Source organism: Pseudomonas sp. C27(2019) (assembly GCF_008807395.1).
In the GTDB taxonomy this organism is placed as follows: Bacteria; Pseudomonadota; Gammaproteobacteria; order Pseudomonadales; family Pseudomonadaceae; genus Denitrificimonas.
Genome location: NZ_CP043320.1, coordinates 1034942 through 1050773, shown reverse-complemented (window position 1 = coordinate 1050773; position 15832 = coordinate 1034942). Strand labels below are relative to the sequence as shown.

The following is a 15832-nucleotide window of genomic DNA, read 5'->3' as shown; positions in this document are numbered from 1 at the left end:
CAGAACGTCTTAGTAAACGTCATACATAGTGTTGTAGAGGTTGAACTTTCCGGTTGGTGTTACGATTTCTGGATTTGTAATAACTTTCTTGAGCTTAAGTGTTTTATCGTCATAAATAACGATTGCAGACTGGTCAGTTTTACCGCCCCATAGTGAGATCCAAACTTCGTCACCCGCCTGGTTGTATTCTGGCTGAACGGCGCGGCGAATTGCCTTGCCTTCTGGTAGACCAGAGTCTTTACCAACGTTCAACTCTCTAGGCGCTTTGCTGAGGTCATTCAAATCAAACACATACACTGATTCTGCAATTTCACGCTCTGGGTTCATTGGCGCATCAGCCCAGAAGTTTGTGGATTTAGGGTGTGTTTTAACAAACAAGTTACCCGCACCTGGCATTTTCAGCTCTTGTACAACTTTCCAGTTGTGATCCTTGTACTTCGCGTTCTTTTTCTCTTCCGATGGGGTTGAGATTAAAGAAACCACGTCATCACCAAGGTGACCCGTAGACCAAACTGGCCCAAACTCTGGGTGAGTAAAGTTCGCACCGCGTCCTGGGTGAGGGATTTTCGCTGTATCAACAATCGCAGCGAGCTTACCCGTCTGTGTATCAACCGCAGCAACTTGGTTAGAAGCGTTAGCTGCTACTAAGAAGTAACGTTTTGAAGCATCCCAACCACCATCATGCAGGAACTTGGAAGACGCAATTGAAGTTATCTCCAGGTTGTCGAGGTCAGTGTAGTTAACCAGCAAAATCTGCCCAGTTTCCTTGACGCTCACTACCCACTCAGGTTTCTTTGGGTTAGCAACGATAGAGGCAACACGTGGCTCTGGGTGATACTCACCATCAACGGTTTGGCCACGGGTAGAGACGACTTTGATTGGCTCCAGAGTCAGTCCATCCACGATACCAAACTGTGGCGGCCAGTACGTACCACCAATCAGGTACTTATCTTCGTAGCCTTCGAACTTCGAGACGTCAACCGAACGCATGTCGGAACCAAAGCGAACGGTAGCAACGGTCACTGGCTCTTCAGGCCACAAGTCAATAACAGTGGTCAAACCGTCACGACCGGTAGTGTACACGTAGCGACCTGATGCGGAGAAACGTGAAATGTGTACGGCGTAACCACTTTCCAGAATCTTCCAGATTTTGTGTGTATCACCGTCAACCAACGCCAACTTACCCGCATCACGTAACGTAATTGCGAATACGTTTTTCAAGTTGACTTTATTCATCTGCTTGGTAGGACGCTCATCAAGTGGAACAATGAGGTTCCAGCTGTCTTTCATGTCCTGTAAAGAAAACTCAGGCGGAATCGGTGGCTCATTCTGGATGTACTTAGCCATCAAGGAAATTTCTTCAGGCGTCAGGATATCGTCATAGTTAACCATCCCACCTTCTGTACCGTACGCGATGATATTTTCTAAGCGCTTGGTACCAAGACTGAGTGTTCCGCCTTCAAGCTTAGTGCCATCTTCTAAAACCTGCTCCCAATGTGGTTCTAGGTTCTTACCGGTGGCACCTTTACGTAGAACACCGTGACAGCCTGCGCAGCGTTCAAAATAAATTAGTTTTCCAGCTTCCATTTCAGCAGCAGTCAAAGCAGGCGCTGCTGAAGCTGTTGCGGCATTGGCTTGAGTTACAGCCATACCCAGCAAAGAGAAAGCAGCAACAAAGCCTACTTTTGATAATTTACTTGTAATAGTCATACGATCTTTCCCTAGAAGCATCTTTGGCTTCTTCAGAGTATTAGAAGATTGGTTATGTGGCATTTTCCGTGGCTCCTCAATAGAAGGAATTGTTATTTTCCTTATATGGTGCATTTGCATACTAGCGCGCTTACAAACTGAGAATACATGATACAAGTCAAAAACGAGATATAGTCATTTGTGGTGTATGAGGGGAAAAGAGGGTGGCGTATCCTGTTGATTGTTTCGACCAAGAAATAATTAACAGTAGAGCGATACGCCATGACAAATACTACCCTGAATGTTCTTTCACAACCAGATGAAACTGGCACTGATGTGCTAACTGCTTTATTGCGTAATGGTGCTCGCCAGCTCATTGCGCAAGCAGTTGAAGTAGAGCTGCAGCAACTGCTGCAAGCTCATGAAGAACTGCGTTTACCCGATGGCCGCAAAGCTGTGGTGCGTAACGGCTATTTGCCTGAGCGCAGCATCCAAACGGGCATTGGCGATGTTGATATCAAGGTGCCAAAAGTGCGTGATCGTAGCTGCTCTGGTATTCGTTTTACCAGCGCACTGCTACCGCCATACCTCAAGCGTGCCCGCAGCGTTGAAGAGTTATTACCGTGGCTGTATCTCAAAGGTATTTCCACTGGAGACTACCAAGAAGCCCTAGCAGCCTTGCTGGGTGAGAATGCCAAAGGCCTGTCAGCTAACACCATTTCCAGGCTCAAGGAACGCTGGATTGATGAGCACCGAGAGTGGCGACAGCGCGATTTGAGTGACAAGCGCTACGCGTACCTTTGGGTTGACGGTATTTACAGCAACGTCCGCCTCGATGACCGCCTGTGCTTGCTGGTGGTGATGGGCGTGACAGAGCATGGCCGCAAGGAGCTGATTGCTGTTGAAGAAGGCTATCGTGAGTCTGAAGCCAGCTGGCTTGAGCTGCTGAATGGCCTGGTTGCGCGTGGGCTTACGACCTGCCCAAAGCTGGCAACAGCTGACGGCGCATTGGGCTTCTGGAAAGCCCTGAGTAAGGTTTATCCGCAGACCAAACAACAACGCTGCTGGGTGCATAAAACGGCCAATGTGCTCAATAAATTGCCCAAAGCAGTACAGCCCAAAGTGAAGGAGGCACTGCATGATATTTGGATGGCTGAGACGCGTGAGAAGGCTCATAAAGCCTTTGATATAGCGCTGGAAAGGTTTACTGCTAAGTACCCACGCGCAATGGAATGCTTAGCTAAAGACCGTGAGAGCATGTTGGCTTTCTACGATTTTCCAGCAGAACATTGGGTGAGTATACGCACCACCAACCCAATTGAATCTGCCTTCGCTACAGTACGTTTAAGAACCAGCAAAACTCGCAACTGCGGTTCAAGAAACACAACCCTAGCAATGGTTTATAAATTGCTGCAATCAGCGCAGAAGCGCTGGAACCGCCTGAAAGGATTTCAACTGCTAACCCTCGTGGTCAATAACGTTAAATTCCAAGACGGCGAACAAGTAATGGAGCAATCAGACAGGAAAACCGCCTGATGCTCGTACACCAGATTTGACCATAACTCGTCAAAAACATTCACTTCAGCAAGGTAACTTGATTCTGATCATAATTAAGAATTATTGCATGTATCGCAAACACCGATAGAATCAACACTACAGTCAAAAAACGCACAAATCAAAGATATGCTACTGACACAGCGCATTCATATATGAGATATTTTTAAGCATTACTGCTCAAACTAACAATGCCTTATTCATGGAACTGACAATTATCATTGAACAGTAGATGTAGACTAGCATTCGCACTGCAGACAAATTTTCACCCTGACACTTTAGGCTCATAGCACTAAACTGCCTTTGCTAGGGCACCTTAGTCACTGCAACGCTCAGCTCAGCACTTGCCTTGCTCGTTATCAACGCTGTTTCACGCTGCTGCGGCACAGCTGTGCATTCACGCCTAGAGCCTATCTGGCTGCGCTGCGCCTGTTCAGACATTATCGAGGGATGGTAACCGCTATTGAGTCGCTACCTGTCACGCAAGTGATGCGCAGATGAAGTATGCTCACTTAACTTAGCCAGAGCGACTGCCAAGGTAAACGTATAGAAGCCATCAATAATCGCGACTTTGCACATTGTGTTTTATATCAACAGATTAAAAACACACACTCAAGTCTTTTGTTCATCTATGCCTGCTGTTACCCGAACTTAGCCTACAACTTGATGCTTTTAAAAGACTTTATATTAATGGCAGTTTAAAACTGCATACAAAACAACATTAAACAATGTATTGTTTTTATTATTAAATCCAGCCTACATGCATTAAGACTGACACAGATCAATGAAACATCATTCTACCAGCAACATAGTGTAAAGATTTTTTAGCAACGTATTTTCAATTGACTGTAAGAGCACCTGCATGCAACATGCTTACTGTGCTTTCATTAGTTCGCTGTCGCAGCACTTTTAGCCAGATGGCTTTCAACGTTGTACTCAATCTTAATCACATACCAATGCATATCACCGCTTGGAGTTTGCACGGACACTTCATCATCAAGCACTTTGCCTAAGCAAGCTTTGGCCATCGGCGACTTGAGTGATATGTAATCTTTATTGCCAAAAATCTCTTCATCACCAACGATGCGAAATCTGACAGTTTTACCCTCTTCATCCTCAAGCTCGCACCATGCGCCAAAATAGACTTTGCCTTCCTGCACGGGGTTGTACTCAACCATTTCTGCGATTTCAAACAGCTTGGTTAAATGTCTGATACGCCTGTCAATTTCACGCAGTTTGCGCTTATTGTATTGGTAGTCTGCGTTCTCAGAACGATCACCAAGACTGGCAGCCCAAGATACAATTTCAGTAATTTCAGGCCGATGCTTGCGAGTCAAATACTCCAGCTCATCTTTAAGTTTTTTATAGCCTTCGGCGGTCAAAAGCTTTCGAGTCATGGACACTGCCCTCGTAGTAAATGTCATTCTTAACAATTAAAAACAACTAAGCCGCTTACTGGATCAACAGATAAGCGGCTTAGTATGCGACAGCAGCGCTAAATTTATTTTTTTTGATCAATCAATAAAGCGTGCTGGGTATCTTCTGTTGCATCAATAAAGATTGATTCACTACTCCACTGCGCCTGATTGGCATCACCACTACTGGAAATACTGGCTTGCAGCTTTAAGCGGGCAATGCTCGATAGCTTCAAGTCCGGCAGCAGTGAATCGGCATCAGTTAAAGCAATCTGCGCTGGCAAATCTGCAACAGTTAAGCGCTTAGCCGCCAATGGAATTGGCGAGCCTGCTTCTGGGCGGACAAAAACAAACACAGTGTCAGTTGCTGCCACTTGAGCGGCTAATTCATCGCTGATGGTTATTTCAACTTGCAATTGATAGTCATTAACGCTTTCTAGTTCAATTGTTGATGCATCAGTTTTTGGGCTGCTACTAAGCTCCGACTGCGGACTCTCGGCTAAGCCATTACGCGCACGCTCAATACCCGTTTGAATGATGTCATAGGATGGGTCTTCTGGATCAAGCCCTGTTGAAAGCTGTGTCCAAGCATCAATGGCATCTTGGAAGCGTTTGTCTTCAAATGCAGCCATCCCGACTAGACCTAAGGCTGTTGATTCGTTAGGGTCTCGAGCCAATGCCTCGTCAACTAATGATTGTATGTTAGCCGTCCACTGGTTGCCATCAGCAAAGTATAAGGCCTGCGCCCATTGGCCGAGCAAATCCGGCTGACGCCCTACTAACTCAATGGTTTTCTCATAGGCGTGGGCAGCATCTTTAGGCCGTTGCTCACTCATATAGGTACGCGCTAAAAAGTACCATGCGTCAACTGCATCAGGCTGCACCCGCACAGTATCCTCCAGGCGTTTGATCATATCCTCAACAGTTTTAGGCTGTTCAGCAAGGCTAAGCGTCAAGGCAACTTTATCACTTGCACCCCAGTGAAAATATAAGCCCAAGCCAGCAATAGGGACCAGCAATGCGGCAATCAAAGGCAGAGCATTACCAAGACTGACACTTTGCTTGGGGCGCCCAACATCAGTGTCATCCAGCAGCTCGCGGTCTGCTTCGAGTCGCCCTTCAGCAAGCTGCTCGGCTGACAAAGCACCACTGGCATGCTGTTCTTCTAATTCAGCAATATGCTCCTCATAGAGGGCAATATTGAGTGCTGTGCGGTCTTCTTCGGCTTGATCTTTACGACCGCGAAGTATGGGCCAAAGCAATAAGAACAATGCTGCAAGCATTAGCAGCACCGCATAAATCCAAAACTGTGTCATAACGAATGGGTATCCTACTAATCTTACTTAAGAATTTCTGACAAGCGATTTTTTTCATCGCTAGACAGCTTTTGCTCGTCTTGTTTTGTGCGTGCCGAACGGCGACGGCGTACAACAATCAACGCCACCATCGCAAAACCAATCGCTAAGAGCGCAGCAGGGCCATACCAAAGAATCAGCGTGCTTTTATTCACAGGCGGCTTATAACGGACAAAGTCACCGTAGCGATCAACGAGGAACTCAACTATTTCATCACTGCTTTGACCTTCGCCAAGTTTCCTAAAAATCTCATCACGCATATCCATTGCAATCGGCGCATCAGAGTCAGCAATATTTTGGTTCTGACATTTTGGACAGCGCAGCTCTTCAACCAGGGTACGGTAGCGTTCACGCTCCGCTTGGCTTGAAAACTCATAGGTATCAATCGAGGCCTGCGCCGAACCAAGGCATGCAAGCGTTAAACCGAGGGCATAAATAAAGCGTTTCATTCGTCAACTAACTCCTGATAAATAGGCGCCAATTTTTCGCGCCATATCCGCTTACTCACTGCACCAACAAACTTATGGCGAATAATGCCGTGTTTATCGATTATAAAAGTCTCTGGCGCGCCATACACACCAAGGTCAAAGCCTAAAGTGCCCTTAGGGTCGCTGATATTGAGCTGGTACGGGTTTAAAAAGTCTTTTAGCCAGCGTCGCGCATCAGGCTTGTTATCCTTGTAGTTCACACCGTAGATAACAACGCCTTGCTCGGCTAAATCATTCAGAACCGGATGCTCATCTTTGCACGAAGGACACCAAGTCGCCCAGACATTGACCAGCGCAGGACGCCCGAGCAAATCCGCTCGGGTAATGACCGCATCGTCATCGATAACCGAACCCGTAGTGAACTCAGGGAACGGTTTACCAATTAAAGCCGAAGGTAATTCTCTTGGGTCGTTATTGATGCCAAACAGTGCCATCAAGGTAAATAACACCACACCTACAAATACACCCAGTACACCAAGCAAACGAGCTCTAGACATGTGCAACTTTCCCCTTTTCAGCTAAGTTCAGGGCATCCTTCACTTTTTTGGTAACCTTCACGCGGTAGCGACGATCCATAGCCGAGAGAACACCACCTAATCCAGTTAACAGGGCACCCAGCCAAATCCAGCGCACAAACGGCTTAATATGCACACGTATCGCCCATGCCCCATCCTCCAGCGGCTCACCCATCGCCACATATAAGTCACGGGTAAAGCCCGCATCAATACCTGCCTCGGTCATCGGCATTTGCTGAACCACGTACAAGCGCTTTTCTGGATGTAATAGAGCGATTTCACGCTCATTTTCAAAGACTCGAATACTGCCTTTGTCAGAGATAAAGTTTGGCCCTTCGTAGTGTTCAGCGCCTTCGAAAAGGAAGCGATACCCGCCCATTTCTAATGCGTCACCCGGCGCCATTTTCAGGTCACGCTCATCGCTGTATTGACTGGATAACACCACACCCACAGCCATAAACACCATGCCGATGTGTCCTAACTGCATACCCCAGTAACTGCGAGTCAGCGAGCGCATGCCAGCAAACAAACCTTTATGCCGTGTTTTATCAAGAATATCGCGCACTCCAGCCAGCAGCACCCAAGCACACACAAAGAACAAGGCAAGCACAGCAATATTAAAGTCACGGTACAGCAAGCTACCAACCACACTTAATGCCGCACTGAATAACAATACTGGGCCGATCATTTTAATCAGCCACTGGCCTGGCGTATTTTTCCAGCGTGTAATCACACCTACACCCATTGCCAGCATCAAGACTCCCATTAAGGGCACAAACAGCGCATTAAAGTACGGGGGACCAACAGATAATTTAGCACCGGTTAATGAGTCGAGTATCAGTGGATACAAGGTACCCAGCAGTACCATGGCAGTAGCGACCACTAAAACAATATTATTGATCAGCAGCAGCGTTTCTTTCGACCAGAAGCCGAATCCCACCTTGCTTTTCACCGCTGGTGCGCGTATCACAAACAAGATCAAAGATGAACTAACCACGATCAACAAGAATATTAAGAGAAAGACACCGCGCTCTGGATCAGCAGCAAAGGCATGCACTGAAGTCAGCACACCTGAACGCACCAAGAATGCGCCTAACAAGCTCAATGAAAAGGCTGCAATCGCCAGCAACACAGTCCAGTTTTTAAATACACCACGCTTTTCTGTCACAGCCAGTGAGTGAATCAGTGCAGTACCAACCAACCATGGCATAAAGGATGCGTTTTCAACCGGATCCCAGAACCACCAGCCACCCCAGCCAAGCTCGTAGTATGCCCACCAAGAGCCAAGCGCAATACCTATGCCTAAAAACGCCCAAGCTACCAGTGTCCATGGACGGGACCAACGTGCCCACGCTGCATCCAACTTACCACCGATCAAAGCGGCAATGGCAAAAGCAAAAGCTACAGAGAAACCAACATAGCCCATATACAACATTGGCGGATGCACGACCAAGCCAAAGTCTTGCAGCAGCGGATTGAGGTCACGACCATCCATTGGCATTTGCGGCAATAGGCGCTCGAACGGATTGGAGGTCATAATCAAAAACAGCAAAAAGCCAACACTGATCATTCCCATAATGGCAAGCACACGGGCGAGCATTTCTTCTGGCAACTGCCGTGAAAAAACCGCCACAGCAAAGGTCCAGCCTGCCAAGATCAATGTCCACAGCAGCAATGAACCTTCGTGCGCACCCCACACCGCACTGAACTTGTAGAACCAAGGCAGAGCGCTATTGGAGTTGTTTGCTGTATAAGCAACCGAGAAATCATCAGTCATAAATGACCAAGTTAAACAGCCGAAAGCGAACAGTAAAAACAGAAATTGCCCCCATGCTGCCGGCTGCCCCAAGCTCATCCACTTATGATCGCCGCGCCAAGCACCGACCAGTGGAAAAATCGACTGCACAAGTGCAAAACACAAAGCTAGGATCATTGCTAACTGACCCAACTCCGGCACAAACAACGCCGCGTTACTCATTTTCCTGCTTCCTTTTGGCCATCTTCATAATGTTGTAGCATGCCGGTTTTTTCTAGGGCACTACTGACTTCAGGTGGCATATAGTTTTCATCATGCTTAGCCAACACCTCATCAGCAATCAAAACACCAACTTCATTTAAGCGACCTAAAGCAACGATACCCTGCCCCTCGCGAAACAAGTCCGGCAATATGCCACGGTATTGAATGCCTGTATCTGCATCTCCATCAGTCACAATGAAGTCAACTGTCAGCGAGTCATCACTGCGCGTTAGCGAGCCTTCTTTAACCAAACCGCCGGCGCGAATGCGCGTACCTTCTGGCGCTTCACCATTAGCAATTTGCGTTGGCGTATAAAAGAGGTTGATATTCTGTTGTAGCGCCAACAAACCAAGTCCGACAGTCGCCACTACACCCAGTAAAATTGCCCCAATAATCATTAAACGTTTTTTACGAATCGGATTCACTGTTGAGCCTCCCGGCGCAAACGGCGCGCCTCATTCTTTAAATAACGTTGACGGGTCAGCAAAGGTAACACCACATTCAACAGTAAAATTGCACCACTGATGCCATAGGATGACCACACATAAATGCCGTGATTGCCCATCGCTAAGAACTCAGAAAACGAATTGAAATTCATGCACTTCTCCCGATCTGTCGTGCCACTTCAGCTTGCGCCCAGCGTGTCCGCGACTCACGTCGCAATACTTCAGTACGCATCCGCATCAGTAATACAGCTGCGAAAAAACAATAGAAGCCAATCGTCATAATTAACAGTGGCATCCACATTTCCATCGGCATAGCCGGCTTTTCAGTTATTTTAAACGTAGCCGGCTGATGCAAGGTGTTCCACCAGTCTACCGAGTACTTGATGATGGGAATATTAACAACCCCAACAATGGCTAAAATTGCACAGGCTTTTGCTGCACTGTCGCGGTTGCTGATGGCATGGCCAAGCGCAATAATCCCAAAATAGAGAAACAACAAAATCAGCATTGCAGTCAGGCGTGCATCCCACACCCACCAAGCACCCCAGGTCGGCTTGCCCCATACTGCACCAGTGAGCAGCGCAATAACGGTCATCCAAGCACCGATGGGGGCAGCTTGCTGCAGCGCCACATCAGCAATTTTCATTTTCCAAACAAGACCAACCACCCCGGCCACGGCCAGCGAGATATAGGTTGATTGCGCTAAAAAAGCAGCGGGGACATGAATATAAATAATTCGAAAACTATTACCTTGCTGGTAATCAGGCGGCGCATAGGCGAGCCCCAAAACAGCGCCAACCAACATTAATAGCGCAGCACTGATGCTCAACCAAGGCAACCAGCGTCCACTGATTTCGTAAAACCACTTGGGCGAGCCTAGCTTGTGAAACCACGTCCAATTCATCGAAATACTCACAGTTATTCAATATCAGTTATACGGTACATGACAGAGCTGTCGTTTAAACACAGTGCATTGTCACATATAAAATTTACTTCCTGAGCCTCTTATTCACCTACGCTGATGCGCAAACCAGCAGCAATTGCAAAAGGAGCTAAAGTCACTGTCAACATGGTTAAACTGGCCATCCATAACAAATAACCCATGGTTGGCAAGCCTTGCAGCGCAGCCTGAATCACGCCACTGCCTAAAATAAGCACGGGAATGTACAGCGGCAAAATCAATAATGCCAATAAAATCCCCCCGCGCTTTAAACCAACCGTCAACGCTGCGCCCACTGCTCCAAGCAAACTTAGCACCGGCGTACCCAGCATCAACGACAATAACAAAGTCGGGATCCGATCTATCGGCATCCCCAACATCAAGGCCAATAGAGGTGACAACATCACCAATGCCAACCCGCAATACAACCAGTGCGCTAGCACCTTAGCAAGCACTAAAACCACTAAAGGATGTGGCGAAACGACCCACTGCTCTAACGAGCCATCCTCAAAATCACTGCGAAACAAGCCATCTAATGACAACAGCACCGCTAGTAATGCAGCCACCCATAACAACCCCGGTGATAAGGTTTGTAATAACTGTGTCTCTGGTCCAACTGCCAGCGGAAACAAAGCAATTACAATCGCAAAAAACACTAATGGATTGACCAACTCTGCTGGGCGACGAAACATCAGTCGCGTTTCACGCAGCAACATCAGAGTAAAGACATTACTCATAAGTTCGCCTGCCCTAAATCAAGTTCTCGAAAAGTTCTGGGTACGTTTTGTAAATGATGGTGCGTGGTCAAAATAACCATGCCACCGTTGTCACAATGCTGCGCTAAATGCAGCTCTAATTGGGTCACTGCTTGTTTATCCAGCGCAGTAAAGGGCTCATCCAGAATCCATAGAGCCGGAGCATCCAAGTATAAACGCGCTAAACCGACTCGTCGCTGCTGGCCAGCCGACAAGGTGTGGCAAGGCACATCTTCAAAACCGGCCAAACCCACTGCCGCCAATGCCTGCCAGATTTGCTCACGACTTGCACCATGGTGCAACGCCGATAACCACATTAAGTTTTCTTCTGCAGTCAATAAACCTTTAATACCCGCGGCATGCCCAAGCCACAATAAATTAGTGGCCAACTCATTGCGCTGCTGATGGATACTAACCCCTTTAATTAGCACATCACCTTGCGTGGGCCGCATCAACCCAGACATCAAGCGCAACAAACTGGTTTTACCACTGCCATTGGGACCACTAACCTGTAGCATATCCTTTGGCTTGACACTGACATGCAGATGCTCAAATAACAGCCGCCAATCACGCTCGCAGGCTAAATCAACAGTTTCAAGATAAGCATCGGTCACAAACACATCGCCTTGTGAGAAAATTTCAAGTCAATTTTGCTGAGCAGCTATACTGCCCCGCAGATACTATAATGCGAAGCGATTATACACAGCTGTGCAGCCAGCGCGGCAGGCATTTACAAAGCATTTACAATAGGTTGCAAACGAAATGGCCAGTGAAATACCCTCTTCCCGCCCTTCCCCTAGCATCCCTAGCGTGCCACGACCTGCTGCACAAGCCATTAATGCTGTATTACAACTGCAAAGTAACCTACCAACGCAACTCAATATTGGCGACTCAGCGCAAGCACAAGTGCTTGCTTTACGCGAAGCGCAGCACGCATTTCAGGTTTTGCTACGCTTATCACTGGCCAATGGCCAACAGCACACCATTGAAGTGCAAAGCAAGCAACCCTTAGCACCTGGCAATATTCTTAATGTCACAGCGTTATCAACACAGCAACTGGCTTTTAGCTTACTGCCTACAACTCAAGCCACAACTGCTACACGCATCGACACCGCTCTCTTAGCGCCTGGCACTTTGCTCGAAGCTAAAGTTGTGCACGTCACACCCAATGCGCAAGGCGGTTTTAGAATCACCGTTAGCATCAACAATAGCGCGTTAGCTGGGCAGCAGCTGCAAATTGACAGCCCTAAATCACTCGCTCTCAATAGCCAACTTAATGCCCGTATCGACAGCGCTCAGCAGTTAACTTTTCAACCGTTAAATACGCGCCTTGAACCCTTGGCCATCAACCAAGAATTACAAAAACAATTTAGCCAGCAGGGCTCTTTAAGCCAGCTTTTGCAAGGCCTGAACACTCTATCGCCAAGCAGTATCTCACCAAGCATAGAAAAAACTTTGCAACAATTGCTCAGCAGTATGCCTGAGTTCAGCCAACTGCTTGATCCAAAAAAACTGGCACAAAGCTTAGCCAACAGCGGTGCACAACTGGAAAACCGCTTGCTCAGCGGCGCTTTAGAGAACGCCAATCAAGATGTAAAGGCCAATTTACTGCGCTTAATTGCGCAAATCATGCCCATGCTACCCAGCAGTAATTCCGCTCTAGCTGCATCACAAAGCGTATTGTTATCGCAAGCCTTACCCGGCTTGTTGCGTGATCAGTTACTGGGAGGCAGCCAAGTTCAGCTGCGAGAGCAAGCATTGCGCTTTCCTTTACCTACACGCGTACTGCAAGCAATGGATAACCCTAATGATTTAGGCTCACTGTTGCGTTTAGCTGCTGCCGCCGTATCACGCTTGCAAACCCATCAACTCGCTAGCCTTGGGCAAACCCATACCAACAGTGAAGGCACTCAAGTAACAGTGTGGCAAGTGGAAATCCCTACCCGTGATCAACACAACATTGTCCCGTTGCAAATCAAATTTCAGCATGAAGAGCCGGCACAAAAAAAATCAGGCGAGCCGCCAACCCCTGTGTGGAAAATCGATTTAAGTTTTGATTTAGAGCCGCTCGGCCCTCTACATATCCAGGCCAGCCTGCAAGGGGGAGCATTTCCAGTCAACTCTGGGCGCAAAATAGCGCCACAGCACATTTAATAGATCTCGAGCTCGGGCATTTGCGCGAGCGTCTATTGGCTATCGGTTTGACCGTAAAAGATTTAACCTGTCACCAAGGGGCACCACCGCAAGGTGAAAAAACCAGTTTACAACAGCGTTGGATTGACGATTTAGCATGAGCAAAACCACTGAACGGCAAGCCGTCGCCTTAAAGTATGACGGCGAGAACGCGCCCAACTTAACCGCCAAGGGCAATGATGAACTGGCTGAAGAAATTCTGCAAATCGCTCGCGAAAATGACGTGCCTATATACGAAAACGCTGATCTGGTACGTTTACTGGCACGCTTGGAATTGGGCGATGCTATTCCTGAGTCCTTGTATCAAACCATTGCTGAAATCATTGCCTTTGCTTGGTATTTAAAAGGCAAAGCGCCAAAAGGTTTCTATAACAAATCAGCAGCGGACGATGCCACTTTATTGTTACCGCAGCAACCGCAACAGAATGATGATTAACTGGATCAACGCACGCCTAGCTCAATAATCCTGCCAGCGGCTGATGCAAGCGTGCTGAGTAGTACATCAGCGCAAAACAAAGCAACGCAGCAACATAAGCCAACCAACGCACAGTCATGCTGTATTTGTTGCGAAAGGCAAACACTCCCAACACCACATACAGCACCAGCAGAATCAATTTAACTTGCAACCAAGCTGCAGCAAGCGGTGCATACTCAAGAATAACCAACAACAACACGGCAGCGAGAAGCAAGCAGGTATCAATCACATAACTGAGGCGATTGACCTTTTTTTGTAATGCTGAGCCACTGCCTAATAGCAAAACCCACAAGCCGCGCAACACAAACAAACTGCCACTTAGCAGTACCAAGCCGATATGCATATTTTTAATCAGCACAAAATGCTCAGCAAGCATAGTATTTCCCCCTGATTGGCAACCCAGTTGACATGAACTCAGTGACATCTCAGTGCACTTACAGATGCCTACTTTTAGTGCAATACTCAGCTATAAGTCTACGCCTTTACCTTTCAATGTTTACTTGACTAAAAGCATGGGTTTTTAATAGACGCGGCTCTGATTGAAAACATGCGCATGGCGGGTTTTGCAAGCTATCTGGATAACCTGTTAACGCGCCTGTAAATACGCATTCGCTTGCAACAAATGCCCTTCATCTAAACCGCCAACCAAGGCGGCTAACTGCAACTGATGGACAATCAAGGATACTTTGGCATCCAGCAACTCAAACTGCATCTGTGCCACTGCATTCTCAGCATCCAAGCGTTCTAAAGTGGTGTTATCACCCAACTGATGTCCTAAGCGGGTCGCCGCGAGACGCGCTTGACTGGCCTTTAAAGCTTTTTGCAAGGCCGTAATTTGCTGCCCATTAACCTGCACACCCAACCACGCTGCGCGGGTTTGCTGTTTCACCTGTTGGCGCAGCACATCACCCTGAGCAAGGTTTTGATCCTGTAGGTGCAAGGCTTGCCGGTGCTTAGCGCTGCGATAACCCCCAGTAAAAATAGGCACATTGAGTTGCACACCAACCATCCAATCGTCGGCTTTATTCAAAGCTGAACCATAGCGGCCGCTGCCATCCAATTTTTCGTATCCCAGCTGACCGATTAAATCTAGCGTCGGGCTACTCCAACTGGAGTATTGCGCAACCTGCTCGGCAGCAATGCTGACGCCTTTATTATGCATTTGCAGTAAAGGGTTTAGCTGCACCGATTCTGCCAACCAGTCTGTCAGCGGCTCCAGCTGGGGTGCTTGCAAAGGGTCTGGCAAGGGCACACTCAGTAAGCTATCCGGTGTTTGCGTGGTCAGGTCAGTAAAATCCGCAATCGCCAAATCTTCTTGCATCTGCGCAGCAAGCAGCTGAGCCTGCAAACCTTGCGCATGCGCTAAGGCTTCATAGGTATCGGTCACAGGGCGATCACCCAACTCAAAACGTTCTTGGGTTTCTTCTTGAACGAGGTCAACTTGCTTTTGTTGCTGGGTTAAAAAACTGACTTTTTCTCGTGCCAAGAGCACCGCAAAATAACGTTGTGCGACTTTGAGCATTAAATTTTGCTGCGCTGACTGCCACTGCAAATCAGCGACCTCTGCGCTCAGCCGCAACTGACGACTCTCGGCTAAACGCGCGCGATTTAACAAAGGCTGCTTAATTGCTAACGCATAGCTGCTTAGATTGCCACCACGAATCGAGGTATTGAATTCAACATCTTCAGAGCGCATGTTTGGAGTGACAAACTGCGCACCTTGCGTGCTGGAGGTGTGAGCTGCACGCCCTGCTGTCGCACTGGCACCGATAGTGGGCAGCCATAAACTGCGCGCCAAGTTACGCTGCTCACCTCCAGCTTCCACCGTAGCTTGCTGCGCTCGGTATTCAGGATCATGACTGAGCGCCAACCGCCAAGTATCCACCAGATCCAAAGGCTGGGCAACACTGATACTATGCCACAACACAGCAAGCAGCAGTGCGCTCAACGTGGAGCCTTTAGTTTTGCAGGTCAATCGAAGCATAACTCG

Annotated in this window: 17 protein-coding genes; 4 read left to right on the top strand and 13 right to left on the bottom strand. The window is 47.9% G+C overall.

Annotated features, from left to right (window positions below; genetic code table 11):
* Positions 1–9 precede the first annotated feature (9 nt).
* Entirely contained in the window at positions 10–1710 is a 1701-nt protein-coding gene (locus tag FXF61_RS04890) for a cytochrome D1 domain-containing protein (protein ID WP_151184203.1), read from the bottom strand.
* A gap of 261 nt (positions 1711–1971) precedes the next feature.
* On the opposite strand from FXF61_RS04890, the gene FXF61_RS04885 reads away from it, so the two are divergent.
* Positions 1972–3225, top strand: a complete 1254-nt coding sequence (locus FXF61_RS04885; RefSeq protein WP_151184202.1) for an IS256 family transposase — start codon at positions 1972–1974, stop codon at positions 3223–3225.
* A gap of 905 nt (positions 3226–4130) precedes the next feature.
* Here FXF61_RS04885 and greB read toward each other — a convergent pair.
* The 10 genes from greB to ccmA form a co-directional block, all read right to left on the bottom strand.
* Positions 4131–4640, bottom strand: a complete 510-nt coding sequence (greB, locus tag FXF61_RS04880; RefSeq protein ID WP_151184201.1) for a transcription elongation factor GreB — start codon at positions 4638–4640, stop codon at positions 4131–4133.
* A 104-nt stretch (positions 4641–4744) separates the two neighbouring features.
* Positions 4745–5974, bottom strand: coding sequence for a c-type cytochrome biogenesis protein CcmI (gene ccmI, locus FXF61_RS04875; protein ID WP_151184200.1), 1230 nt, complete (start codon positions 5972–5974; stop codon positions 4745–4747).
* Between the two features lie 23 nt (positions 5975–5997).
* Positions 5998–6462 carry a cytochrome c-type biogenesis protein gene (locus FXF61_RS04870; protein WP_151184199.1) on the bottom strand — a complete coding sequence of 155 codons (465 nt, stop codon included), beginning with the start codon at positions 6460–6462 and terminating at the stop codon, positions 5998–6000.
* Positions 6459–6998 carry a DsbE family thiol:disulfide interchange protein gene (locus FXF61_RS04865; RefSeq protein WP_151184198.1) on the bottom strand — a complete coding sequence of 180 codons (540 nt, stop codon included), beginning with the start codon at positions 6996–6998 and terminating at the stop codon, positions 6459–6461. Before FXF61_RS04865 ends, FXF61_RS04870 begins: the two co-directional genes overlap by 4 nt.
* The gene (locus FXF61_RS04860; protein WP_151184197.1) at positions 6991–8994 is read right to left on the bottom strand and encodes a heme lyase CcmF/NrfE family subunit; all 2004 of its coding nucleotides are present in this window, start codon (positions 8992–8994) and stop codon (positions 6991–6993) included. Before FXF61_RS04860 ends, FXF61_RS04865 begins: the two co-directional genes overlap by 8 nt.
* Positions 8991–9458 (bottom strand): cytochrome c maturation protein CcmE, encoded by a 468-nt coding sequence (gene ccmE / locus FXF61_RS04855; protein WP_151184196.1) that lies wholly within the window; start codon positions 9456–9458, stop codon positions 8991–8993. The genes FXF61_RS04860 and ccmE overlap by 4 nt, the downstream gene beginning before the upstream one ends.
* Complete coding sequence (gene ccmD / locus FXF61_RS04850; protein WP_151184195.1) at positions 9455–9631, bottom strand: heme exporter protein CcmD; 177 nt, start codon at positions 9629–9631, stop codon at positions 9455–9457. The genes ccmE and ccmD overlap by 4 nt, the downstream gene beginning before the upstream one ends.
* Entirely contained in the window at positions 9628–10383 is a 756-nt protein-coding gene (locus FXF61_RS04845) for a heme ABC transporter permease (protein WP_151184194.1), read from the bottom strand. Before FXF61_RS04845 ends, ccmD begins: the two co-directional genes overlap by 4 nt.
* A 101-nt stretch (positions 10384–10484) precedes the next feature.
* On the bottom strand, positions 10485–11156 hold the full coding sequence (ccmB, locus tag FXF61_RS04840; RefSeq protein ID WP_151184193.1) for a heme exporter protein CcmB: 672 nt from the start codon (positions 11154–11156) through the stop codon (positions 10485–10487).
* Complete coding sequence (gene ccmA, locus FXF61_RS04835; protein WP_256663530.1) at positions 11153–11812, bottom strand: cytochrome c biogenesis heme-transporting ATPase CcmA; 660 nt, start codon at positions 11810–11812, stop codon at positions 11153–11155. Before ccmA ends, ccmB begins: the two co-directional genes overlap by 4 nt.
* Positions 11813–11936: 124 nt before the next feature.
* On the opposite strand from ccmA, the gene FXF61_RS04830 reads away from it, so the two are divergent.
* The 3 genes from FXF61_RS04830 to FXF61_RS04820 are packed head-to-tail and all read left to right on the top strand — an operon-like array spanning position 11937 to position 13803.
* Positions 11937–13328: a flagellar hook-length control protein FliK gene (locus FXF61_RS04830; protein WP_151184191.1), complete on the top strand. Its 1392-nt coding sequence runs from the start codon at positions 11937–11939 to the stop codon at positions 13326–13328.
* Positions 13283–13468, top strand: coding sequence for a flagellar hook-length control protein FliK (locus tag FXF61_RS04825; protein WP_151184190.1), 186 nt, complete (start codon positions 13283–13285; stop codon positions 13466–13468). The genes FXF61_RS04830 and FXF61_RS04825 overlap by 46 nt, the downstream gene beginning before the upstream one ends.
* Positions 13465–13803, top strand: a complete 339-nt coding sequence (locus FXF61_RS04820; protein ID WP_151184189.1) for an EscU/YscU/HrcU family type III secretion system export apparatus switch protein — start codon at positions 13465–13467, stop codon at positions 13801–13803. Before FXF61_RS04825 ends, FXF61_RS04820 begins: the two co-directional genes overlap by 4 nt.
* A gap of 16 nt (positions 13804–13819) precedes the next feature.
* Here FXF61_RS04820 and FXF61_RS04815 read toward each other — a convergent pair whose 3' ends face one another.
* Both FXF61_RS04815 and FXF61_RS04810 read right to left on the bottom strand, forming a co-directional pair.
* The gene (locus FXF61_RS04815) at positions 13820–14218 is read right to left on the bottom strand and encodes a SirB2 family protein (RefSeq protein WP_178087266.1); all 399 of its coding nucleotides are present in this window, start codon (positions 14216–14218) and stop codon (positions 13820–13822) included.
* Between the two features lie 210 nt (positions 14219–14428).
* The gene (locus FXF61_RS04810) at positions 14429–15826 is read right to left on the bottom strand and encodes a TolC family protein (protein WP_151184187.1); all 1398 of its coding nucleotides are present in this window, start codon (positions 15824–15826) and stop codon (positions 14429–14431) included.
* Between the last annotated feature and the right edge of the window lie 6 nt (positions 15827–15832).

Coding starts and splice junctions, on each gene's coding strand:
- FXF61_RS04845 (WP_151184194.1), bottom strand. CDS start 10,383: ATGAATTGGACGTGGTTTCACAAGCTAGGCTCGCCCAAGTGGTTTTAC.
- FXF61_RS04820 (WP_151184189.1), top strand. CDS start 13,465: ATGAGCAAAACCACTGAACGGCAAGCCGTCGCCTTAAAGTATGACGGC.
- FXF61_RS04810 (WP_151184187.1), bottom strand. CDS start 15,826: ATGCTTCGATTGACCTGCAAAACTAAAGGCTCCACGTTGAGCGCACTG.
- FXF61_RS04890 (WP_151184203.1), bottom strand. CDS start 1,710: ATGACTATTACAAGTAAATTATCAAAAGTAGGCTTTGTTGCTGCTTTC.
- ccmD (WP_151184195.1), bottom strand. CDS start 9,631: ATGAATTTCAATTCGTTTTCTGAGTTCTTAGCGATGGGCAATCACGGC.
- FXF61_RS04885 (WP_151184202.1), top strand. CDS start 1,972: ATGACAAATACTACCCTGAATGTTCTTTCACAACCAGATGAAACTGGC.
- FXF61_RS04830 (WP_151184191.1), top strand. CDS start 11,937: ATGGCCAGTGAAATACCCTCTTCCCGCCCTTCCCCTAGCATCCCTAGC.
- FXF61_RS04865 (WP_151184198.1), bottom strand. CDS start 6,998: ATGTCTAGAGCTCGTTTGCTTGGTGTACTGGGTGTATTTGTAGGTGTG.
- FXF61_RS04870 (WP_151184199.1), bottom strand. CDS start 6,462: ATGAAACGCTTTATTTATGCCCTCGGTTTAACGCTTGCATGCCTTGGT.
- ccmI (WP_151184200.1), bottom strand. CDS start 5,974: ATGACACAGTTTTGGATTTATGCGGTGCTGCTAATGCTTGCAGCATTG.
- FXF61_RS04860 (WP_151184197.1), bottom strand. CDS start 8,994: ATGAGTAACGCGGCGTTGTTTGTGCCGGAGTTGGGTCAGTTAGCAATG.
- ccmB (WP_151184193.1), bottom strand. CDS start 11,156: ATGAGTAATGTCTTTACTCTGATGTTGCTGCGTGAAACGCGACTGATG.
- FXF61_RS04815 (WP_178087266.1), bottom strand. CDS start 14,218: ATGCTTGCTGAGCATTTTGTGCTGATTAAAAATATGCATATCGGCTTG.
- greB (WP_151184201.1), bottom strand. CDS start 4,640: ATGACTCGAAAGCTTTTGACCGCCGAAGGCTATAAAAAACTTAAAGAT.